Here is a 21,211-nt window from a genome sequence, read left to right on the forward strand (position 1 = left end):
CATACCAACCCATAAGCACCCCGGAGCACACGATCATGAAACGCCAGACCCTCCTCAGCATCGCTTTCTCGGTTTTCGCAGTTAACGCTTTCGCCGCAAACTCCGCTCAACCAGTGGTCGCTGAAGGCGGCTCGGATCGTCTGATTGAAGGCCGTGTGGCCGAGGGTGGTTCCGATCGCCTGATCGAAAACCGCGTCGCCGCCGATGGCTCCGACAAACTGCTGCAGAACCGCGTTGCCGAAGGTGGCTCTGACAAACTGCTGCAGAACCGCGTCGCCGAAGGCGGCTCTGACAAATTGCTGCAGAACCGTGTTGCCGAAGGTGGCTCGGATCGTCTGATCCAGAATCGCACTGCCTGAATAAGTTGCTCTGCCACCGCCCCACAAAAAAACCGGCCTGATCAGCCGGTTTTTTTGTGTTGGTCAGCCTGACAGTGCCCTGAGACCCTCAGGCCAGGCTCTCGACAGCCTCACCGCTGCTTGCCCGTTGAGCATCCAGCAGCACATCCAGAGTGATGAGGAACAGGTCGTGGCTCATGATGCCGGTGCACACCGTTGATAGAATCTGATTCCCCGCCTCGTCTTTTAGAGTGACCTTCTCACTCCAGACATTTAAATCGACTGAAGAAAGGGCCGATACCGGGACTTTACGTCCATCAACTTCCAGAAACTCACGTGTCACAATAATTGTTTGTGTGACGACATTCAGGAAGTCCCCCCCGATTCGCTTGCGCCAGACCTGCCCAGTCGGCACATACTTGAAAGTCACTGCAGCGCCAGACTCAAGCTTGTTCATCACAACCGGCAAACGCTCGCGGACGTGCAACTCACGCACCAACTGCTGAAAGTCCTGAAAGCCTTTCAGAGACTCGATGACGCGATGAAATGGCTCACTGTCATTACGACGGTACGCCAGGTTGGTGATCAGGCCAGTGAACGCAGCTTGCCCTGAGGCGAACAGGTAAAGGTCTTCTATTTCAGCAAACGCCGTATATTGTTGCTGCTTCCCCGTGAGAGCAACAATGCCGTGTTCATAAACCTCATAATGCGTCCCGCGCAACTTTTTCTGCCAAGTATAAAGTCCGAACAGAACGGCCGAAATGACGACCAGCAAGCCACTGACGGAATAGATCAGCAACTGCGGGCTGGAACCACGGCTGGTGTTCGCCCCGGAGCTGGCCACCGGCAACATGGTACCCAGGTACAACACAAATCCCGCCAGGCCCAACAAGACGATTGCGAACAAAAGCATGAAGATCAGAAAGCCTTTGCCGTGACGGAAGGTAGTGATCAGTTGACCTGTCACTGCTGGTGTGGGTGTGGGTGTGGGTGTGGGTGTGGGTGTGGGTGATTGCTGCATGAGATGGTTACTTCCCTAGTAGTTGATTTAAAAACACAGTAATCCAGACAACTATGTCTCATTGAGAGTCGTTATCTGTGAATACACTGTCGACTCCATTGCAAACCTTCAGATACAGGTTGTACGGTTCAGCCCATTGATCACAAAATCAAAGGGCTGCCCAAATAATTTAGCATCTCGCTCGACGGAATTGTTAATCTTCCACTCTAATTAGACAGACCTTCAAAAAGTTTGGCTGTTTCTTGCGCCCCAAACCGCCTTTTCAATACAACCTCTTTCCCCATATACACTCAACAACTCTGTGTAATTTCCTTAAAAGCGACTCCTCTTAGCCCTTGTGACTCTACAGCGTCTTTGAATACTTGACTGACATATAGCACTTGCGGATTTTCAGGGACGCGAAAAATCTCACCCTTATAACTTTCGGGGACTTTTAACACCGCCTTGTATACTACGTAGCCACCCTCCCCCTTATCAAAATCCGATTGATCAACATCAAATGCATCTGATAGTTGCTCGGTAATAAACACTGCGACATCCCCCGCACGCGGCCCGAGCAGATTAACCCTAGGAAAAACCTGCAAAAAACCAAGCGCACCATATGCTTTTTCAGAGACAACCAAGATAGGCCTAAAAAAGGTAAAAAAATCAGAAAGTGCGGATTTATTTTTATCATCGCTATTATAAACGACGCGATAAACCTGCTTTTCAGACTCTAAGGTTGCGTCACCATACGCGAGCTTTGTAGCGAACTCTTGCAGACTTTCCACCTGATCCGCATCGACCAATGTTTTATATTTGTCATTTTGCGTTATTGAATAAATTTTCATAAATCACCCAAATAATCCGGACCACTGAGCATCGCGAGGACTCGTAAGCAATGTATTACGAATCCTATCGATCGTCTTCAAAACCATCGGCTTACCACCAGCCTTATCTGCACTAATTATAAGCTGGTTAACACTTTCAAAATAAGAATTTGGATGTTTACCATTATGCAGGATCCCCGGCACGCTCGAGTCAACGTTATTGCGATTAGGCAAAAACACTCCATTGACCGCATCATCCACATGAATATCATGCTTTGCCAGAACCGCTCTCGCAGGAGCTGCAAGCTTAGCGGTATCACCAACGATATGATGAGCAGCAGAGTTTGCGGGGCGGGGAGTTCCACCTTTTGTCATATTGTTACTTAGTGCCTTGGAGCAAAGCCCCAGTGGATCGATCCATCCCGTAGGACCAGGAGCATATTTATATAAATTATCTCCCCCATCCAACCCAATCGGATCCTGCGTAACAAACCGCCCCACCTCCGGATCGTAATACCGAAACGTGTTGTAGTGCAGCCCCGTCTCGTCATCGAAATACTGCCCCTGAAACCGCAGGTTCTGCTCGACCTCATTGACCGCCAGCTTTTCAACCGCCCCCCACGCCTTGTACGTCGCCTGCCAGACAATGCTCCCGTCCGCGTCAGTCATCTCCAGCGGCGTACCGATCTGGTCAGTATGGAAGTAGTAAAGCTTCTGCTCTTCACCTTCCGCCTGGTCGACCCGCGCCAACGGCGCATAACTGCCCGGCTCATACAGATACAGACTGCTCTGCCCCGGACGCTCCTCACGCAGCATCCGCAAGCCCTGCCACAAAAAGTGCTTCTGCTCGGTCTTGCCGTTGACCTCTGAAACCTTGGCAACCCGCCGCCCGAGGCTGTCGTACCGATACGCACCGGTACTTTCCAGCTTGCCGTTGACCAGCGTCTCGGCCCGCACCAAGCGATTTTCACAGTCATAAACAAACGTCTGCAGCTTGCCCATGCCGCTGTGTTTTTCAATCAGGTTGCCCCACGCATCGTAGGCATATTCCTGGTCCCGCCAGCGCTTGAGGCGGTTGTCCTTGACGTGGTCAAACTGGCTGGTGTTGAAGTTCAGCCGGTTCGCCGCGGCGTCGTAGCGGAACTCTTCGCTGTCGAGCAACTGGCCGGTGTCGCGGCTGTGCAGTTGGCCGTTGGCTTCGTATTGGTACTTGATCTCGCCACGCAGTTTGTCGAGGGAGCGGGTCAGTTCGCCGGCGGGGTCGTATTGGTGACGGCGATGGATCGGGTTGTAGGCGTGCTCGACCAGCAGGTCGGGCTGGATGCCGGGGTTGTGGATTTTCGAGAGCTTTTCCGCCGGCAGGCGCGAGGCGAACTGCCAGCTCTTGCGGCCCAGGGCGTCGTAGCCGAAGCAGCTGGTGAGTGTGCCTTGGGTGCGCAGGACTTCGCGGTGCAGGTCGTCGCGCTCGATGTCGCTGATCAGTTGCCCGTCGAGGTTGAGTTGGTGCAGGTGGCCGCTGCCGTAATACAGGTGATTGAGGTGTTGGCCGGTGGGCAACGTCAGCGTGGTGAGGTTGCTCAGTGGATCGTATTCGTAGGACAAGGCGCCTTGCGCTGTCGTCTCCTCAATCAAGCGACCTAGCAGGTCGTAGGAGAATTCGAGCTTCTCTTCGCTGACCCCGAGCTGCTTGCCCTGCGCGGTTGGCAGGCGCTGGATCGACAGCAGGCGATCAGCGTCGTCATACACATAGTCCTGACGGGCATCGGCATTGAGCTTGGCCAGCAACCGGCCAATACGGTCGCGCTCGAACTCGGTGCGCCGTTGTGGCCGCTCGCCGCGTTCGCCGTAGCCGGTTTCATCGACCTGGGTCAGATGTCCGCCGAGGTTGTAGCTGAAGCGCCGGGTCAGGTTGTCGATGCGTTTTTCTTCGATCAACCGGTCGCACGCATCGTAGGCGAACTGGTACGCCGCGTTGTTTTCGTTGATCAGTGCGGTAAGGCGAATCGCCGGGTCGTATTCGTAGCGGATGCGCTGGCCCTTGGCGTCCTGGCGGCTGCTCGGCAGGCCGCGGGCAGTGCGCAGCAGTCGGGTGGTCTGGCCTTTGCCGTCGGTGTGCGTCAGCACCTGGCCGAGGGCGTTGTAGGTAAACGACTCGGCGCTGCCGTCCGGGTGGTTGATGCGCAGCACTTCGCCGTCGGGTTTGCGTTCCAGCGTGGTGGTCTGGCCCAGCGCGTCGGTGACGGCGACCAGATGCTGGCGCTCGTCGAAGCGGTACGTGGTGTTTTTACCCGAGCAATCCTGGAAACGTTCGACCTGGGCCAGGGTGTTCCACCACAGGTATTTGGACTTGCGCGTCGCATCGATGATGGTGTGCGGCAGGCCGTCATCGCCGTTGAGGTATTCGGTGGTGTGGCCGAGGGCGTCGACTTCGGCGATGAGGTTGCCCTTGTCGTCGTAGCGGGCTTGCCAGGTGCTGCCGTCGGGGTAGTCCACCTGCGTGATCAGCGGGGTCAGGTGGTGATAGCGGTATTTGATCGCGCGCCCGAGCGGGTCGGTCTCTTCGAGCAGGCGCGAGTACTCGTCGTACTTGAGCGTGATCCTGTTGCCGTCGGGTAACGTCAGGCCGGTCATGTTGCCCGTGTCATCGATGTCGATGACGTAGTGCTCGCCACCGAAGTCGCGGCTGGCGGTGACGCGATGATCGGCGTTGTAGTGAATCTCGGCCTCGCGCCCGAGCACGTCGGTGACCCGCGTGACTCGTGCCTTGATGTCGTAGCGGAACTGGAAGCGCTCGCCATCGCTGGTCCAGTGCTCAACTACCCGTTGCTGGCCGTCGAAGTGTTCCCAGCGATAGTTGCAGGTCAGGCCCAGGGCGTTGCTGTGGGTAGCCATTACGCCGTCGATGTAGCTGAAGCGGCGCACTGAATCGCCGTTGCGGTTGATGACTTCAGTGAGCTGGCCGTTGTCGTCGTAACGGTACTGCACCAGGGTTTCAACGGCCTCGTTGTCGACCACGCGCCTGACGTCGGTCAGGCGGCCCAGCGGGTTGTCGTAATGCAGATGCACCCGCACGCCACCGGTGGCGCTGATGTCGGTGAGCGTGCCTTCGGCGGTGTGGGTGAAATGCAGGAAGTGGCCCAAAGCGTTTTCGATGCGTTGCAGCTGAACGGGGATGTTGTCGTCCGCGATTTCGCCGAAATAGAAAAAGCTGTTGTCGAGGGTTTGCAGCAGGTAGTGGCCGCCTTCGGTGCGGACCAGATACACCTGTTCATGGGGGTTGTAGATGCGCTCCCCCGGCTGCACGTCCACGAACGGAACGCTGCGCCCCTGATTATCGGTGAGGTAAACGAAGGTGCCACTGCGACGCAGGCTTTGCTCCCAGGGCAAGACCCAGCCCTTGCCGAGCACGCTGTCGACGCTCAGGTCGCTGGCATAGAAGCGCGACCATTGAATCGGCATCAGGCCCGGCAGGCTGAAGTCGGTTTCGTCGGTAATGACCTTGCGGCCCGTGGTGGCGTCGACCGGGTTGCCGATCAAACCACCCACCGCACGCTCGATAGCCGGCCCCACGACGTAACGCGAGGCAACCTCACCGGCGACGAACCCGGCGGTGAATTTCAGGGCGCAGGGCATGATGGCTTTCATGCCGGCCTGGGTCCCGGCCTTGATCAATTGGGCGATACCGCCCGCCGCACCGGCGACCGCCATGAGGATGTCAACCGTGGTCCGCAGCCAACCGGGAATCTCGTCGTCCACTGGCAGATAGCGGTAGGTGCCACCACCGATGAATACATTGTCCGAACCGCTGGAGAGTGTCGCACCGCAAGTCATCTTGTCGCCCTTGCGGGCGGCCGCCGTGCCGTTGATGAAGACGTTGGTCGAGCCCTCGGCGACCTTTACCGGACCGGGATGCTTGTCACAGGCGCCCGTGCTCTTTTCGACGTGAGCCGCCTTGCGACTGTTGATGAACACGTTGGGCGACGCGGTGACGATGGTCCCCGCGGGTGAAGAAAACATACTGCCTATCTTCTCCCCGGCCGCGGTGAGCAGGCTACCTCCGACGCCTGCGGCCAAACCCGCCAACAAAGCCACGCCAAACCCGCAGGTAAACGTCGCGATCGCCACCGTGGCGACCAGCGCTATGCCAAGCGCTGCGCCGATGAGAAACCCGCCCAGGGCGCTGGTGTGCGACAGTTCATCGCCAAACCTTGCGGCTTCGAACATGGCCGTTACTCCTGTGCGCTGGAGTCGGTCTGGGGGACGCCGGGCTGGCGAGGCTGAAAGCTCGCCAGCAGGTCTATCCAGTTCTGAGTCTGCTCGCTGCTGAAGTCAGCCTGGGCGGTGGTGGAAAAAATGATCGCGCGTCCAGGCTCGATCAGAAACGCCGCCTGGCGCTGATAGAAAGGTCGGCCATCGGTCATGTAATACGCATCGATCTGCACGCCCTCGATCGGCGCCGTGGTCGACAGCGCAACGGCCTTCTTCCCCAGCAGCGTGTAGCCGCGCAGCCTGGACGCGAGCATCTTGATCTGACGTTCGACATAGGCTTTGAGCACTTCGCCGGGCAGCAATGTGTCCCGGGAAATGGTGATGCTCAACGGCGCCGGAATACTCGACCCCAACACAAACATGTTCACCGTGCGGTCCTGAAAACCTTGCGGCAACGCGATGCTGCCTTCCTGCAACTCATAATCCATTCTGGGTAACTTCCTTGAATCAAAAAAATTTGGCGTTCAGCGCACGGCAAGGCCGTCGAGCATGCCGTCAAAATCAACCAGCCAGAGACTGAGCACGGGCCGGGCCGGATCGATCTCGCAAGCAATAGTCAGCCATTGCGCATCGTCACGCCCGGCGACAGGCACCAAGGCACCGACAAGGCGCGCGTGGCGATCGGCATGACCGGACTTGAAATGCAGATCCACGGACTTCGCCGCACTGCCGGCCACGCTGACATCGCGCTGGCGGATGATGCGCAGGTCCGGGTGTTCCTCGCGAAACGCCTGCACCGCAGCCTCGAAAAGCTGCTCCAGCGTCTGCCCCTGTTGCACATCTCGACGCTTGATCATCAGGCTGACCGGCTCACCTTCGTGCTCGAGGGTGGTCTGGACCTCCCGGAAATTGAACCCCGTCGGGAATGCCAGGTTGAAACCACCGAAGGTGAAACTGCTGGGCGTATCTTGCAGCGCCACCACAGGTACGGGTTCCGGCTCGGGCTCAGGCCGAACGAGGAGCGCGTTCTGCTGGGCAAGGCGTTCGGCCTCCTCCCGCGCAATACGCTTTTCGGAAATGCGATCGTAGAGACTGACTCTGGTCATGGCGCCGTTACCTCAATCATTGACCCTGACCTCGGAACCGGTGATCTGGGTCGTGCCGGTACTCGTAGTGGTGATCGCCTTGCCTTTGATCTCGATGCCGTCCGGCGTGAGGGTGATGCTGCTGTCCCCCACCTGAAGAATGATGTGCTGATTGGCACTGACCTGAATGAACTGGTTATCGACCTGAATCGTCAGCGAGCCTTCCTGGACATTCATCACCGTGTCTTTCTTGATCGTTTCGGTGTGCGTACCACCGACAGTGATCGTGCGGTTGCTGCCGACATTGTGGGTCTCGTCGACCTCGATCTCGGTGTCCATGTTGCGCTCGGCATGCATGATGATCTGCTCGGCGCCGGACTTGTCGTCGAAGCGGAAGAAGTTCGCGTTGCTGCCCTTCCCCTTCATCGACCGCGTCAGGAATCCGCTCTGGGTCTTGTTCGCCGGCAGCGACCATGGCGGGGTGTTCTGGCTGTTGTAGAGGCTGCCCATGATCAGCGGGCGGTCGGGGTTGCCGTCGAGGAAAACGACAACGACCTCGTCACCAACGCGGGGAATCAGGATACTGCCGAAACCGCCACTGGCACCGGACTGCGCGACGCGGACCCAGCAGGAACTCTTGTCGTTGAACTCGCCGTAGCGGTCCCAGTGGAACTGTACTTTTACCCGGCCAAGTTCGTCGGTGTAGATCTCTTCGCCGGGTGGGCCGACGACGATGGCGGTTTGTGGACCACTGATCAAAGCCCGCGGGGTACTCATCGGTGCTTTGAATGGAATCTTGCGGCGGATACAAATGAATTGGTTCTGGTAGAACGCCTCTCCGTCACCGGTATAGTTATTACGCCCGAAGTGTTTCACGCTCAAAATCAGGAACTGCCTATCCTCTACAGCACCTTTGTCATGATCGTAATGTTGAGTCAATTCGAAATAGTAGCCAGGCTGCATGGCACGACAGTTACTTTTGCCCTGAAAGGTCTTGCCCTGTACTTCCATTGCCTCCAAACGATTGCGTGCTATTTGTTGACCATGCTCTGGATCTGAATAGCCGTAGAGCCCTTCGTACTCAAACACCTCGTACTGCCCCACATCGCCTTGCTTGGCGATAGTCTGGAGTTGCACCTGATTTGGGAAATTAGGCTGTTTGTAATCAAATGACTTCAATGACAGTCGTGTCGAATGGAGAGTACGCTGCGATGACCATTCAGTAATGGAGTCAGACTCTTCAGTGACAGAGGCCGTGTGGAAACGGATAGTCGGCTGATCGGGCAACGGTTCAAAGTTAAGGCTCTCATCAAAAATGACCATGCGATGATCATCTTCACTGTGCTCGAAATTAAAAAACAAGCCTTCCTGCTGCAGGAGTCTGAGTACAAAATTGAGGTCCGACTCCTGATACTGCGTGCAATAACTGACAGGTTTTAAAGGCCGGCTCAATCTAAACTCATAGCTGGCCAAACTGAGGTAATAGGAAAAAACCTCTGTGATGATCTCTTCAATGGTCTTATCTTGAAAAATCCGCGAATCACGACGCCGACTCAGTATCCACAACCAAGGTACAACCTTGGCCACGTATTTGGCGACACCGGCGTTGGCACCAACGTGATTGAAGTGCGAACAATGGCCATTGATAATTTTCGTGCCACCATCCGCTAAAGCTATTTCCATGGACACTTTCTTGCCGATCAACTTTTTAAGTTCGATCGTGGCGTCGGTGGACAAAAGCTGCAATTCATATTCAAACAGCAGCGAAAGCCCCTCCTCACCGCCGAAGCTTTCCAGGATCAGTTCCTGCTCAGGTGGCAACGGGGAATCGAAGGTGATGAGCCGATTATTCTGAGCGGTAAACTGCCCGATGAGTTCCGATATCATGCGTTGCATCCTGCAAAAATTGGCCTGAAGTCGGCGATGGAAACCTCTTGAAAGTTCTTTGTCAAGGCAACGAAACACTTCAGAATGATGGCAATTCGCCTGTTTGATTTTATTTTTCTGTCAGTGCACCCTTCGCCACGGGAGCTTGCCACGTACGGCGAGCAAACATGCATACAGGGAGTTCGTCATGAGTTTGAGTGAGACACAACTCAAGCAGCTGGACCGAGACATGGACAGTAATCAACGCGAAATGGTCGTCCTGAGCATGGACGACGCAAACGCGATGATGGCAGAACGCAATGCCTCCTCAAGTCCTGGCACACAGTCACCGCAAATTTGTTACCGAACGCAACCGGGCATGCTGGATGGTCTTTGGGGAAGCACCCAATCCATTTACAACGCAACCATACATCCTTTCGTCAATACCACATGGGGTACACCGGTAGCCCTGGGCGCCTATGACGCTTACAACGTCACTCGCTTACTCAATGATATTGGCGGGTTTGGGACCAAGATTCGGGTTCTGATTAAAAACGGAAAGCAGTATGTCGTTCTGACCGGATATCCGGGATTACGGAACCGTTTGAAAGGCACTCGCTATGGGATTCGAAATGCTCAACTAGTTGAAGTTGGTATAGGTAGATATGGCATTCGCGGATCCTCGATAAAAGGATTTAAACTTTCTTGCTATGTTGCGGTTGGTATTGAAGTTCTGGAATGGGCTTTCAATGACGAGGCTGTTCTTACTGACTTGTTTGCGGGTGTTGGTGTTGAGTTGATTAAAGCAGGGATTGCGACTGCGGTTGGGTATGCGGCTGCAATGATAGCCGGAACCTTACTTACCTTCGCTGCACTTCCGGCCGTAGTCGGTGCCATCTTCGTATTCGCCATCGGTTTCGGCCTGAATACACTGGATGAAAAATATGACATTAAAAACAGTATAAAATCCGGAATGCGTTATGCCGTGGACAACGTGCGCCATCTGCATGAACAAGTGACCAGCATTAGCGCTAAAGACCTGCAGCTTTATACAGAAAAAGTCGCTGCCAGCATCATAAACGAAATTATTGATCAGACATACGACAAAACAAAATCCTGGATCCTCCGAAAAATCCAGCCCGGCGATCTGCCGCTACCTAACTGGCCACCCCCTCCAGAGCTACCCAACCTTTCAAATTTTAAACTCCCTAAGTTCTAGGTTTCTAATGAACAGAAAATCATGCGCTTCTGAGCATACCATGTCTCCGCTAGCCTTCAGATCCCTTGCAGTAGCCTTCTTTTTTTGTATGATTCTGACCGGCGCTTTTTCACTGTATTGGCTTTGGGATGACGTGTTGCCAATCTACGGGCGCATCTACCGAAACGCTCCTGTTGTAGAGACTCCCTATTTAGCGTTCGCCCTACTTATGGCGCCTCCTGGTCTCTTGGGCGCTATCATAGGAGCCTCCATTGCCGCGTGGACTGGAAAAAAATTTGATCCGCCCAATAACTCTTTTTTACATCGATTTACAACACTAATGATATACCTCTCCGTCAAGACAATAATTTATATTGTGCCCGCCATAATGGTCCTGACCACGCTTACGTTGCTCTACAAAGACTATACCCCTTGCCCAAAACTACTGAGATCAGGTTCGGCATGGCATTTATTCTGGGTTAACGATGAAAGAGCATGTTTTAAACCCACTCGCTACATCAATGATAACTGGCCTTGTAAAATGATCGGCAATCAGGAGGTATGCATACAGGTGGACGGCAGGTGAACAGGGATAACACTCAATCCATCTATTTCGCAACCGTACCTCCTTTCGCCAATACCACTTGGAGCACGGCGCTAGTCTTGGGCGCTTTTGATTCATGCAGTATCAGCCGTTTGCCCAGCGATATTGGCGAATTTTAATCAAGGTGCGCGATACGTCATTTTGACCGGATATCGGGCTCTATGGGATTCGAAATGCTCAACTAGTTGAAGTTGGTATAGGTAGATATGGCATTCGCGGATCCTCGATAAAAGGATTTAAACTTTCTTGCTATGTTGCGGTTGGCATTGAAGTTCTGGAGTGGGCTTTCAATGACGAGGCTGTCCTTACTGACTTGTTTGCGGGTGTTGGTGTTGAGTTGATTAAAGCGGGGATTGCGACTGCTGTCGGATATGCAGCCGCAATACTTCTCGGAGCCTTTATTACCTCCGCCGCATTTCCGGTCGTAGTCGGAGCTATTTTTGTATTTGGCGTTGGCATCGGATTAAATGCACTAGACAGTAATTTCGGCATCAAATACAGTGTAAAATCTGGAATGCGGTATGCCGTGGAAAACATACGTAAGCTACATAACCAGGCAACCAAAATTACCGCTAAAGACCTGCAACTTTATACGGAAAAACTCGCTGTCAGCATCATCGATCAACTCCTTGACCAAGCATACGACGAAACAAAAAACTGGATCCTCCGAAAAATCCAACCCTCCGACATCCCTTTGCCTGGGTGGCCAAAAGCCCCCGTGCTACCCGATCTATCAAAATTTCAACTTCCTAAATTTTAGGTTTCTGATGAATAAAAAGTCCTATGCAACTGAACCAACCTTGTCTCCGTTCACTTTCAGATTACTTGCGCTCGGCCTTATTTTTTGCATGATCCTGATGTTTTTTCTATCATTATATTGGCTTTGGTATGATGCGCTACCAATCTACGGACGCATCTACCGAAATGCTCCCGTTATAGAAACCCCGTATTTAGTGTTTACCATGCTTATGGCACCTCCTGGCCTCTTGGGCGCCATCGTGGGAGTCTCCATTGCGGCGTGGAATGGCAAGAAATTTGATCCACCCAATAACTCTTTTTTAGATCGATTCCAAACACTAATGATTTTTTTATCAGTCAAGATATTAGTTTATATCGTCCCTGCTATTATGATCCTGACCACGCTTACTTTACTCTACAGAAACTACACACCTTGCCCAAAGCTTCTTATCTCTGGGTCAGCTTGGCAGTTGTTTTGGGTAAACGATAAAAACGCATGCTTCAAGCCCACTCGCTACATCAACGACCACTGGCCATGCAAAATGATTGGCAATCAGGAGGTGTGCATACAGGTGGACGGACGATGATGGCTTAAGACCCGACCAAATCTGACTACATTCTTCAAATACCCCGAACGTCCTTACATCACCTTGTGTCAATGGTTTCAAGGGGGGGGACACGCAATCCATCTACAACGCAACCGTGCATCCGTTCGTCAATACTACCTGGGGAGTTCCGGTAGCCTTGGGCGCCTATGATGCTTACAACATCGGCCGCTTGCTCAGTGACATTGGCGGGTTTGGGACCAAGATTCGGGTTCTGATTAAAAACGGAAAGCAGTATGTCGTTCTGACCGGATATCCGGGGTTGCGTAACCGATTGAAAGGAGCTCGCTATGGGATTCGAAATGCTCAACTAGTTGAAGTTGGTATAGGTAGATATGGCATTCGCGGATCCTCGATAAAAGGATTTAAACTTTCTTGCTATGTTGCGGTTGGTATTGAAGTTCTGGAATGGGCTTTCAATGACGAGGCTGTTCTTACTGACTTGTTTGCGGGTGTTGGTGTTGGTGTTGAATTGATTAAAGCGGGGATTGCGACTGCGGTTGGGTATGCGGCTGCAATGGCGGCAGGAGCATTTTTTACCGCCGCTGCATTTCCGGTCGCAGTTTGAACACTTGTTGTATTCGGCATAGGTATTGGGTTAAACGTTCTGGACGCTAATTATGGCATCAAAAACAGTGTGAAATCCGGAATGCGTTACACTATTGACAACATAGAAAAACTACACGAGCAGGCGACAACAATCAGCGCTAAAAACTTGCAAATTTATACCGAAAAAGTAGCCACCAGCATCATAAACGGACTTATTGATCAGGCTTACGACGAAACAAAATCCTGGAACCTCCGAAAAGTACAGCCCTACGTTCTTCCACTACCTAGCTGGCCTAAAGCCTCGGAACTACCAAATATTTCAAAATTTAAACCTTTTAAATTTTAGGTCACTTATGAATAACAAATCATGCGAATCTGCACACGCCATGTCACCGCTGACCTTCAGATTCGGTGCTTTGGCCTTTGTCTTTTTCATGATACTGATTGGCATATTTTCGCTATATTGGCTTTGGGAACACGTGCTGCCTATCTACGGCCGTATTTACCGAAACGCTCCCGTTGTAGAGACTCCTTATTTAGCATTCGGCCTACTGATGGCGCCGCCCGTTGTATTGATCGGGGTCATAGGAGCCTCTATTGCCGCTTGGACGGGGAAAAAATTTGACCCGTCAGAAAACCCATCCTTATTTCGCCTCCAAACACTAATGTTATACCTCTGCTTTAAAACAATAATTTATGTAGTGCCAGCCATCATGATCCTGACCACACTTACACTGCTCTACAGAGACTACACCCCATGCCCTAAACTTCTTATCTCTGGGTCAGCTTGGCAGTTGTTTTGGGTAAACGACAAAAATGCCTGCTTCAAGCCGACTCGCTACATCAATGATCACTGGCCTTGTAAAATGATCGGCAATCAGGAAGTGTGCATACAGGTGGATGGAAGGTGAATTGCATGAAAAACAGCCAGGTTAAAGTTGATGATGGGAGCGGCCCAGCCAGTTTCGTCACGGAGACGGCGCCGCACTTTATATATTGATTTTTATACAAACCCAAGATCATCTCGGCGAGTGCTTAAAAGTTATCCTGACTGACATCTTAACAAGTCCCTGACCGTTAATTTTTAGCCTCCTAAATTCCAGGCTCACAATGAACAACAATGCAAGTTCGTCCGAACGCATCATTTCAGCATTAAAATTCAGACTAATAGCACTTACAGTTATTTTGTCAGCTTTAATTGTCGGAGCTTTATCAGCGTACTGGCTTTGGGAGGACATGTTACCTATTTACGGACGCATCTATCGAAACGCTCCGATTGTAGAAACTCCCTACTTGGTTTTCTGCCTACTGATGGCGCCGCCTGCCCTGCTGCTTGGAGTCATAGGCGCTTCAATTGCTGTGTGGACTGGAAAAAAATTTGACCCGCCAAATAACTCGCTCTTACACAGATTCTCAACACTAATGATGTACCTCTCGGTCAAGACAATAATTTATATTGTGCCCGCCATAATGGTCCTGACCACGCTTACATTGCTCAACAGAGGCTACACTCCTTGCCCAAAGCTGCTTATCTCTGGGTCGGCCTGGCAACTGTTTTGGGTAAACGACAAAAACGCATGCTTCAAGCCGACCCGCTACATCAATGACCACTGGCCTTGCAAGATGATTGGGAAACAGGAAGTCTGCATACAAGTCGATGGGCGATAAGTCATCAGAGTAAAAATCCTTAAGTGAGCCCCCAATGACAAAGCTCCTGAATCGTTTGAAGATACTGTTCGGACAAAAAATTGTCCCTCCACCAGCCTCCACCGAACAGGTGGTTGATACAGCCCCCGTGTTCGAATTGAACAAGACACTCTCGCCAATGGAAGAGAACCTGGCTTGGCTGCCAATCAATAGTGATCCAGAGGTTTTTGTATCGTTAAAACCGCCCGCCTGCCCGGATCTAAGGCTTGTGGATAGCCACCTGCTGCTGCGCTATCGGTTGTTTGTCACCGAGAACACCCCGATCCGGGCGGCATCAGCGACACAGATAAACTACGATGAAGCCAGCCAACTGGCTCGATACTTATATGAGCAAGGAACGGACCTGGGTTATTGTCGAGGTACTGAATCCACCTTCGAAATCTATTGGCTCATGCAATGTGCTTCCATTGTTGCGCTACTTGGCTGCGGACGACAATCGGAACAATTCCTCTTATATAGTAAATATGTTCATTACTATCAGGACTTCCCCTTGATTAGAGAACAGGTTCAAATGTTTGATGAATACGTTGCCCTGGGCAATAAGGCATATGCGGGAGATGGCAGGAAACACTGACCAGTTGACTCATTGACGTCGCTGTACGATGGCATGGCCTCACTCAACGACATTGTCCTGCGTCAGAATGCAACCCCCCTGTCGGACGAAAATAACGAACTGCAGAGGCTGCTATCAGACCCGCCTGCCCACGCCTGCCGATGCTGACAGCCCTTACGACTGCCAGCACAGCCCTCCCTCAAGCCTGCTCAAATCGCTGTTGCAGCAAGTGCCGCGCAGCGCCTGCACTGAGGTAGGCGCCAATCAGTTCCGCCAGTTCCTTACCCTTGAGTTTTTTGTCGTCGCGGCAGAATTGAATCAACTGCAACTGGACCCGGCGCTTTTTCCTGTTGAGCTTCGCATTGGGCGAAAAGAACGAGCGCGAGGCCAACTCAGGCAAGGGGGCGTCGTCTTCCAGCAGCAGATCCAAGTGCACCCCCTGCCCCACTTGCAGAGCAAAATCGGCGATGTGCCGGATCGGCAATGGCGCCTTGAGATTAGCGAAAACGAAGTGCTCGGGAGTCAGCAGCAAAGCAGTCTTGTTCGCCCGCTTGAGCATGCGCACCGAGAACGGCAGCAGGCACGCCATCAAGACGACCAGCCCGCCGCCAGCACCCTGCATCATCGATTTGCTCTCCCCCAAAGCCGGCGGCGACAGCAACGGCAAAATCAGTAGACCCAAGCCCGACAGCAACAGGAGCGTGAAGCAAATCAGGGTAATCCACCCGCGCAATCGTGCGCCTTCATGCAGACGGACTTCGTCCGCGACACTGTCGGCCTGGGCACGCAACTCTTCCACGGCCGTGGCGTCCTGCTCCACGTAATGATCGAGAAAATCCTCGGTCATGCGGGCACGCAACGCCTGGGGATCGGCGAAATAACGATCCATCGCGACACAGGCTTGTGCCGCGATGATCGGGCGAGTCCCACGGCTCACCGCTTCTTCGAGCGCGACTTGCAAGGAAGTAACTCGCTCGCCATTGGATGGATGAGTGTCCGACGGATGAGGCAGGCTGGTGCCATTTCCTCCTCGGGCAGGGTCAGTGACTGCGCGGCCAGCTCCTGCACCACACTGGTCGGCAAGTCACGGGACAGGACTTGCCCGGCACTCGAGTTGGTCGCGCGGGCCACATGGGTAAATACACTCTGCTGCAACAACGGGTCGATGGCAGAGATGCGCACCAACGCCGAGGCCGCGGCGACATTCCCCGCCAACTCTGCGCCCGCCGCGTCTGCCGCCAATTCCCGCACGCGGCTCCAATGGTTCACCGCATGGTCGAACCGCTCGAGAAAAAACTCACCGAGCATGAAGGCCGGCCACAGTATCGTGCGTTGCAGCACATCGCTATGGAGCAAGGTTTCGGCAATCACCCCAAGGCTGCGGCCAATGCCATCGTAGATCGGCACGAAGCGCAAGCTGTATTCGGTATCGGCGCCGGCGAAGTGCGCCAGTTCGTGCCCGATCACCGCGCTGGTTTCTTGTGTATCGAGCAGTCCCAGGTACACCATCGGCACGTGCAGGGTTCTGCCCTTTAGCGTGGTCTGCGACGGGAGCAGATCGACGTCGCTTGAGGTGACGTAAAAACCTTCGGCCATGCCCAGAACGATGTGCTCGGGAGGTAGTGCGCCGAGTCGATCGGCCAGGCCGCGAACATACGCCCATAACTGCGGAGCCTGTTCTGCCGAGACCTCCTGACAGAGGACGGGCATCGGCGTCGACTCGAACATGTGCAGCATCACGGGTAACTGCTTGCCCATCTGCCAGATCGAGTACAGGAAGCCGAATATCACCATCATTGCAATGGCTATCAACTTGATTTCACCTGCGAGCATTTGTCCCGCATGCCAGAACACCAGGCTTTCGAAAGTCAGGATGCCCGCGACTGCCGCACCCATGAAGACGATATGGCCCACCAGCAGGTAAGGCAGGGTACGACTGACTTCCGTAAAGTTGTACAGCAGCTGTTCACGAGACCGGCTTGCACGGGATCCGGCCCAACCGAGCCAGAGCAAACCCGATACGCCGATCAGCGAGGCCATGATGCCAAGGACGACGACACCTTTGGCCAAAAAGATTCTCACCGCATTTACCGGGATCAGAGTGTCAAACGCATCTTCGACCTCCTCCAGACGAGACAAGGCCAACACTACGTCCACCCGTTCACCGTCGAAATCGACTGAGATAGCGCTGGAGCCTCGTTTCCTGGAAAGCGCCTCGAGCTGCGGACGAATATCGATCAGGTCAGCCCGGACCCTGGCGAACTGCCGACCGGCCTCACTGCTGCGTTGCAACTCCCAGATGCCAATCAAACCAAGGCAAAGCGGCAACAGAACAAGTACGGCAATGAGTTTCAAATGCTTCATGATACTTGGCCTCAATCGTTGCGTCGCCCATATAGCCATGGCGAGCAAAAAATCCGTTTAAAAAAGGCGTGGAAGTCCTTTCGCGATTGCACAACCCGCCATGAAGTTACCAAGGCGAAGTTGTACCTGGCGCTTTATACAGAAATGCCACCGACCTGTAACTCTCACCCCCCCAAACACTCGTTCATTCACCCATTCCTTCCGGACAGCGGACACCCCGCCTCATCGATACTTCTTACAAACAACCTCAAAACTTCCCACAAAACTTGTTTTTTCAGCGATGGCACCCGCTCGCTTTTGGTGAACCGGCTCACCTATTTACAATTTGAATTGCACAAAAAATTGGATCCAACACTCTTGCCAAACCCTTGATACAGCTGGGTTTCACGACTCTTTGTAAGTTATTTCCTACAAGTAGTGGCACGTAGACAGTATTGCGATATGTATCAAAAACGCGAAAAAATCCGCTCCCGATTTGAACTTCTCGATTTCTTTGCTGCCCTACACAACGCTGATGGCAACTCAATATCTTTATGCCAGCAAGCCAGACTAAAACATTTCTGGCCGCAAGTTTTTTTGATGTCAAACATCAGCAATCACAACTCGTGAACAGGTGTTCAATCGAGAAATTAGTAGCTCTTCACGCCCAGGTTAATCCGGGTAGCGATCGTGGAGTGTTCAAGGACGATGTACCGATGACTCAGACGTTTTTTGATGTTGAAGCATTGATCAAGCTGCGAAGCCAGACCCGGGCCATTTCCGATGCGCTCAAGGCGCAGGCTTCGGATTATCTGGCGACCCTGGCTTTGCTGATCCGTCCGCAAGCGTTTTTCGGTGAGTACCTGCAGGGTGCGCAACGCAGCAGCGGGCGTGAGACCCAGCACCACTTCAAGGAACTCAAGGAGCTCTACGACCGCATCGGCTCAGGCGCTCCGTTCCAGCTGGTCAACGAACTCGAAGTGCCCCTCAACCTGCTCAGTACCACCCCGCAACTGTTTGCGCTGGAGTACGACAAGGTGCTGTCCCAAAGCGGCCAATCCATTCGCATCACCAGCCCCGTGCGCTGGGTGGTGGGGTTCAGTTCGTTCGACCTGGCCCGTTTTCGCACTGTCATCAAAGACCCCAATCGCAGCAGCGCCGAGCTGTACCGCTTCGTGGTGCATTACCTGGTGCTGTTCTACTGCCTGAGCAAGTCGCCCGGCATTAGCCGCCTGCTCGAAGGCCTGCGTTTTCCCGTCAGTTTCGAACGTTTGAAGGAGTTCGGCGACCTGCCCTTCTGCGTCATCAGCTCGCCGGTTCGCTCGCAACTGCCCGACGAGGCGGTGATCCGCAGCAGCACCCAGATTGCCGGCAACACCAGCTTCGAAGAGTTGGTGGGCCACGCAAACATCATGGAAATGAACGATGAAATTCGTCAGCGCCTGCTGCTGACGATCGAAGGAATGTAACGCGCTCGGCCACCCATTGAACCGACACGCAAACGACTTGCAGCGATTTGTTCGCACAGGAGATCACGATGGCGAAGAAGGAAAGTACCCAGCACAAACTCGACCGCGTTCGCGCGCCTCGGGTCCACATCACCTACGACGTGGATATCGGTGACGCTCAGGAAAAGAAAGAGCTGCCCTTTGTCGTCGGTGTGCTGGGCGATTTCTCCGGCAACCCGCTGGAGCCGCTGCCGAAGCTCAAGGACCGCAAGTTCATTTTCATCGACCGCGACAACTTCAACGGCGTGCTCAAAGGCATCAAGCCGCGCCTGACCTACCGCGTCGACAACACCCTGGCCAAGAACGGCACGCAGCTGGGGGTCGAGCTCAACTTCAACGCTCTCGAAGACTTCGAACCGCAGAACGTGGTCAAGCAGGTCGAGCCGCTGCGCAAGCTGCTGGAAGTGCGCAACAAGCTGGCGGACCTGCGCAACAAGATGGGCGGCAACGACAAGCTCGAAGAGCTGCTCATGGACGTTTTGCAGAACACCGAGAAGTTGAAAACCCTGGGCAAGGAATTCGGCCGCGAAGCCGCCGTTCCAGCCACCGACGGCAAAGCGTAGGAGCCTGACGATGAACGACAAGCAAACCGTGACTCAACAGGACAGCACGCTGGTTGAAGTGGACAGCTTCACCGCGCAATCCTCGCTGCTCGACAGCATCATTTCGCAAAGCCGCGTGGCCCGCTCCGAAACCGAGCGCAGCCGCACCCGCGACCTGATCGGCGAATTGGTCAACCAGATCCTGGAAGGCGAAATGACGCCGAGCAAGGACCTGATCGCCGTGCTCGATGCGCGCATCGCCGAGATCGACGCGATGCTCTCCGAGCAGATGAACGAGATCATGCACGCCAGTGAGTTCCAGCAGCTGGAAGCGTCCTGGCGCGGCCTGAAGTATCAGGTCGACCAGACCGAGACCAGCACCACACTGAAGATCCACCTGCTCAATGCGTCGAAGAAAGACCTGGTGCGCGACCTCAAGGCCGCTTCCGAATTCGACCAGAGCGCGCTGTTCAAGAAGATCTACGAAGAAGAATACGGCACCTTCGGTGGTGCACCGTTCGGCATGCTGCTGGGTGACTACGAGTTCAACCGCAGCCCGGAAGACATGTACCTGCTCGAAGAGATTTCCCACGTCGCCGCGGCCGCCCACGCACCGTTCATCTCGGCGGCCTCGCCTGAGCTGTTCGGCTGGGATTCGTTCACCGACATGTCCGGCCCACGGGACCTGGCGAAGATTTTCGACACCGTCGAATACGCCAAGTGGAAGTCGTTCCGCGCCTGCGAAGACTCGCGTTATGTCGGCCTGACCCTGCCCCACGTGCTCGGTCGCCTGCCTTACGGCCCAAATACCACGCCGGTCGAGGAATTCAACTTCGTCGAAAGCGTCGATGGCCGTGACCACAACAAGTACCTGTGGATGAACGCCGCCTACGCGCTGGGCACCCGGGTCACCGACGCGTTTTCCCGCTACGGCTGGTGCGTGGCGATCCGTGGCGTCGAGGGTGGCGGTCTGGTGGAAGGTCTGCCGACCCACACGTTCAAGACCGATGACGGTGAAATCGCCCTCAAGTGCCCGACCGAAATCGCCATCACCGACCGCCGTGAAAAAGAGCTGTCGGACCTCGGTTTCATTCCGCTGGTGCACTGCAAAGGCACCGACTACGCCGCGTTCTTCGGCACCCAGTCGGCGCAGAAGCAGAAACAGTACAACACCGACATCGCCAACGCCAACGCCCGGCTTTCCGCGCAGTTGCAGTACATCTTCGCCACTTCACGCATCGCCCACTACATGAAGGCGATCATGCGCGACAAGATCGGCAGCTTTGCTTCACGCAAGGACGTCGAGTTGTTCCTCAACAAGTGGCTGTCGAGCTACGTGTTGCTGGACGACACCGCGAGCCAGGAAGCCAAGGCCAAGTTCCCGTTGCGCGAAGCCCGCGCCGAGGTGTTCGAGGTGCCGGGCAAGCCGGGGGTATACAAGGCCGTGACCTACCTGCGCCCGCACTACCAACTGGACGAGCTGACCGCTTCGTTGCGCCTGGTCGCTGAATTGCCGCAATCGACCCGCGGCTGATC

The 21,211-nt window shown here is 54.1% G+C and carries 20 protein-coding genes and 1 pseudogene; 14 read left to right on the forward strand and 7 right to left on the reverse strand.

Translation table 11 applies throughout. The annotated features are described in order from the left end of the window. Positions 1-35: 35 nt before the first annotated feature. Positions 36-359 carry a hypothetical protein gene (locus tag AC3IX1_RS16645; RefSeq protein WP_489385011.1) on the forward strand — a complete coding sequence of 108 codons (324 nt, stop codon included), beginning with the start codon at positions 36-38 and terminating at the stop codon, positions 357-359. Positions 360-447: 88 nt separating this feature from the next. On the opposite strand, the gene AC3IX1_RS16650 is transcribed toward AC3IX1_RS16645, so the two are convergent. The 6 genes from AC3IX1_RS16650 to AC3IX1_RS16675 all read right to left on the reverse strand — a co-directional run bounded on the left by AC3IX1_RS16650 (position 448) and on the right by AC3IX1_RS16675 (position 9,349). Continuing rightward, on the reverse strand, positions 448-1,359 hold the full coding sequence (locus AC3IX1_RS16650) for a hypothetical protein (protein ID WP_489385012.1): 912 nt from the start codon (positions 1,357-1,359) through the stop codon (positions 448-450). A 290-nt stretch (positions 1,360-1,649) separates the two neighbouring features. Then, on the reverse strand, positions 1,650-2,189 hold the full coding sequence (locus AC3IX1_RS16655) for an imm11 family protein (RefSeq protein WP_489385013.1): 540 nt from the start codon (positions 2,187-2,189) through the stop codon (positions 1,650-1,652). Positions 2,190-2,192: 3 nt separating this feature from the next. After that, the gene (locus AC3IX1_RS16660) at positions 2,193-6,392 is read right to left on the reverse strand and encodes an RHS repeat-associated core domain-containing protein (RefSeq protein ID WP_489385014.1); all 4,200 of its coding nucleotides are present in this window, start codon (positions 6,390-6,392) and stop codon (positions 2,193-2,195) included. A gap of 5 nt (positions 6,393-6,397) precedes the next feature. Then, positions 6,398-6,865 (reverse strand): DcrB-related protein, encoded by a 468-nt coding sequence (locus AC3IX1_RS16665; protein WP_489385015.1) that lies wholly within the window; start codon positions 6,863-6,865, stop codon positions 6,398-6,400. Between the two features lie 36 nt (positions 6,866-6,901). Further along, positions 6,902-7,483, reverse strand: coding sequence for a DcrB-related protein (locus AC3IX1_RS16670; RefSeq protein WP_489385016.1), 582 nt, complete (start codon positions 7,481-7,483; stop codon positions 6,902-6,904). A gap of 12 nt (positions 7,484-7,495) precedes the next feature. Next, positions 7,496-9,349 (reverse strand): type VI secretion system Vgr family protein, encoded by a 1,854-nt coding sequence (locus AC3IX1_RS16675; protein ID WP_489385017.1) that lies wholly within the window; start codon positions 9,347-9,349, stop codon positions 7,496-7,498. A gap of 229 nt (positions 9,350-9,578) precedes the next feature. Here AC3IX1_RS16675 and AC3IX1_RS16680 point away from each other — a divergent pair, with 229 nt between their 5' ends. The 9 genes from AC3IX1_RS16680 (at position 9,579) to AC3IX1_RS16720 (ending at position 15,303) form a co-directional block, all read left to right on the forward strand. Then, positions 9,579-10,547 carry a hypothetical protein gene (locus AC3IX1_RS16680; RefSeq protein ID WP_489385018.1) on the forward strand — a complete coding sequence of 323 codons (969 nt, stop codon included), beginning with the start codon at positions 9,579-9,581 and terminating at the stop codon, positions 10,545-10,547. Positions 10,548-10,554: 7 nt separating this feature from the next. After that, positions 10,555-11,112 (forward strand): hypothetical protein, encoded by a 558-nt coding sequence (locus tag AC3IX1_RS16685; RefSeq protein WP_489385019.1) that lies wholly within the window; start codon positions 10,555-10,557, stop codon positions 11,110-11,112. Between the two features lie 331 nt (positions 11,113-11,443). Further along, positions 11,444-11,890: a hypothetical protein gene (locus tag AC3IX1_RS16690; protein WP_489385020.1), complete on the forward strand. Its 447-nt coding sequence runs from the start codon at positions 11,444-11,446 to the stop codon at positions 11,888-11,890. A 7-nt stretch (positions 11,891-11,897) separates the two neighbouring features. Then, positions 11,898-12,455 carry a hypothetical protein gene (locus AC3IX1_RS16695; protein ID WP_489385021.1) on the forward strand — a complete coding sequence of 186 codons (558 nt, stop codon included), beginning with the start codon at positions 11,898-11,900 and terminating at the stop codon, positions 12,453-12,455. A gap of 157 nt (positions 12,456-12,612) precedes the next feature. Next, positions 12,613-13,041 carry a hypothetical protein gene (locus tag AC3IX1_RS16700; RefSeq protein ID WP_489385022.1) on the forward strand — a complete coding sequence of 143 codons (429 nt, stop codon included), beginning with the start codon at positions 12,613-12,615 and terminating at the stop codon, positions 13,039-13,041. A gap of 81 nt (positions 13,042-13,122) precedes the next feature. Beyond that, positions 13,123-13,368, forward strand: a complete 246-nt coding sequence (locus AC3IX1_RS16705) for a hypothetical protein (protein ID WP_489385023.1) — start codon at positions 13,123-13,125, stop codon at positions 13,366-13,368. A 7-nt stretch (positions 13,369-13,375) separates the two neighbouring features. Beyond that, positions 13,376-13,933: a hypothetical protein gene (locus tag AC3IX1_RS16710; protein WP_489385024.1), complete on the forward strand. Its 558-nt coding sequence runs from the start codon at positions 13,376-13,378 to the stop codon at positions 13,931-13,933. 199 nt (positions 13,934-14,132) lie between these two features. Then, positions 14,133-14,690, forward strand: a complete 558-nt coding sequence (locus AC3IX1_RS16715) for a hypothetical protein (RefSeq protein ID WP_489385025.1) — start codon at positions 14,133-14,135, stop codon at positions 14,688-14,690. A gap of 34 nt (positions 14,691-14,724) precedes the next feature. After that, positions 14,725-15,303: a hypothetical protein gene (locus AC3IX1_RS16720; RefSeq protein ID WP_489385026.1), complete on the forward strand. Its 579-nt coding sequence runs from the start codon at positions 14,725-14,727 to the stop codon at positions 15,301-15,303. Positions 15,304-15,481: 178 nt separating this feature from the next. Here the strand turns inward: AC3IX1_RS16720 and AC3IX1_RS16725 are convergent. Further along, positions 15,482-17,646 (reverse strand): annotated as a pseudogene (locus AC3IX1_RS16725) (M48 family metallopeptidase). Here AC3IX1_RS16725 and AC3IX1_RS16730 point away from each other — a divergent pair. From AC3IX1_RS16730 to tssC, 4 genes are all read left to right on the forward strand, one after another. Continuing rightward, positions 17,638-18,018, forward strand: a complete 381-nt coding sequence (locus AC3IX1_RS16730) for a hypothetical protein (protein WP_489385027.1) — start codon at positions 17,638-17,640, stop codon at positions 18,016-18,018. The pseudogene AC3IX1_RS16725 and the gene AC3IX1_RS16730 sit on opposite strands and share 9 nt — an antisense overlap. Positions 18,019-18,341: 323 nt before the next feature. Beyond that, on the forward strand, positions 18,342-19,094 hold the full coding sequence (locus tag AC3IX1_RS16735) for a hypothetical protein (protein ID WP_056723983.1): 753 nt from the start codon (positions 18,342-18,344) through the stop codon (positions 19,092-19,094). A 68-nt stretch (positions 19,095-19,162) separates the two neighbouring features. Beyond that, positions 19,163-19,696 carry a type VI secretion system contractile sheath small subunit gene (tssB, locus tag AC3IX1_RS16740; RefSeq protein ID WP_007978739.1) on the forward strand — a complete coding sequence of 178 codons (534 nt, stop codon included), beginning with the start codon at positions 19,163-19,165 and terminating at the stop codon, positions 19,694-19,696. 10 nt (positions 19,697-19,706) lie between these two features. Next, the gene (tssC, locus tag AC3IX1_RS16745) at positions 19,707-21,209 is read left to right on the forward strand and encodes a type VI secretion system contractile sheath large subunit (RefSeq protein WP_489385028.1); all 1,503 of its coding nucleotides are present in this window, start codon (positions 19,707-19,709) and stop codon (positions 21,207-21,209) included. Positions 21,210-21,211 lie beyond the last annotated feature (2 nt).

Source organism: Pseudomonas sp. KH_046_2 (assembly GCF_057838985.1).

What these genes read in the sequence shown, in the direction of transcription:
- AC3IX1_RS16645 (WP_489385011.1), top strand. Translation starts at nt 36, where the DNA reads ATGAAACGCCAGACCCTCCTCAGCATCGCTTTCTCGGTTTTCGCAGTT.
- AC3IX1_RS16650 (WP_489385012.1), bottom strand. Translation starts at nt 1,359, where the DNA reads ATGCAGCAATCACCCACACCCACACCCACACCCACACCCACACCCACA.
- AC3IX1_RS16655 (WP_489385013.1), bottom strand. Translation starts at nt 2,189, where the DNA reads ATGAAAATTTATTCAATAACGCAAAATGACAAATATAAAACATTGGTC.
- AC3IX1_RS16660 (WP_489385014.1), bottom strand. Translation starts at nt 6,392, where the DNA reads ATGTTCGAAGCCGCAAGGTTTGGCGATGAACTGTCGCACACCAGCGCC.
- AC3IX1_RS16665 (WP_489385015.1), bottom strand. Translation starts at nt 6,865, where the DNA reads ATGGATTATGAGTTGCAGGAAGGCAGCATCGCGTTGCCGCAAGGTTTT.
- AC3IX1_RS16670 (WP_489385016.1), bottom strand. Translation starts at nt 7,483, where the DNA reads ATGACCAGAGTCAGTCTCTACGATCGCATTTCCGAAAAGCGTATTGCG.
- AC3IX1_RS16675 (WP_489385017.1), bottom strand. Translation starts at nt 9,349, where the DNA reads ATGATATCGGAACTCATCGGGCAGTTTACCGCTCAGAATAATCGGCTC.
- AC3IX1_RS16680 (WP_489385018.1), top strand. Translation starts at nt 9,579, where the DNA reads ATGGACAGTAATCAACGCGAAATGGTCGTCCTGAGCATGGACGACGCA.
- AC3IX1_RS16685 (WP_489385019.1), top strand. Translation starts at nt 10,555, where the DNA reads ATGAACAGAAAATCATGCGCTTCTGAGCATACCATGTCTCCGCTAGCC.
- AC3IX1_RS16695 (WP_489385021.1), top strand. Translation starts at nt 11,898, where the DNA reads ATGAATAAAAAGTCCTATGCAACTGAACCAACCTTGTCTCCGTTCACT.
- AC3IX1_RS16705 (WP_489385023.1), top strand. Translation starts at nt 13,123, where the DNA reads ATGCGTTACACTATTGACAACATAGAAAAACTACACGAGCAGGCGACA.
- AC3IX1_RS16710 (WP_489385024.1), top strand. Translation starts at nt 13,376, where the DNA reads ATGAATAACAAATCATGCGAATCTGCACACGCCATGTCACCGCTGACC.
- AC3IX1_RS16715 (WP_489385025.1), top strand. Translation starts at nt 14,133, where the DNA reads ATGAACAACAATGCAAGTTCGTCCGAACGCATCATTTCAGCATTAAAA.
- AC3IX1_RS16720 (WP_489385026.1), top strand. Translation starts at nt 14,725, where the DNA reads ATGACAAAGCTCCTGAATCGTTTGAAGATACTGTTCGGACAAAAAATT.
- AC3IX1_RS16730 (WP_489385027.1), top strand. Translation starts at nt 17,638, where the DNA reads ATGCTTCATGATACTTGGCCTCAATCGTTGCGTCGCCCATATAGCCAT.
- AC3IX1_RS16735 (WP_056723983.1), top strand. Translation starts at nt 18,342, where the DNA reads ATGACTCAGACGTTTTTTGATGTTGAAGCATTGATCAAGCTGCGAAGC.
- tssB (WP_007978739.1), top strand. Translation starts at nt 19,163, where the DNA reads ATGGCGAAGAAGGAAAGTACCCAGCACAAACTCGACCGCGTTCGCGCG.
- tssC (WP_489385028.1), top strand. Translation starts at nt 19,707, where the DNA reads ATGAACGACAAGCAAACCGTGACTCAACAGGACAGCACGCTGGTTGAA.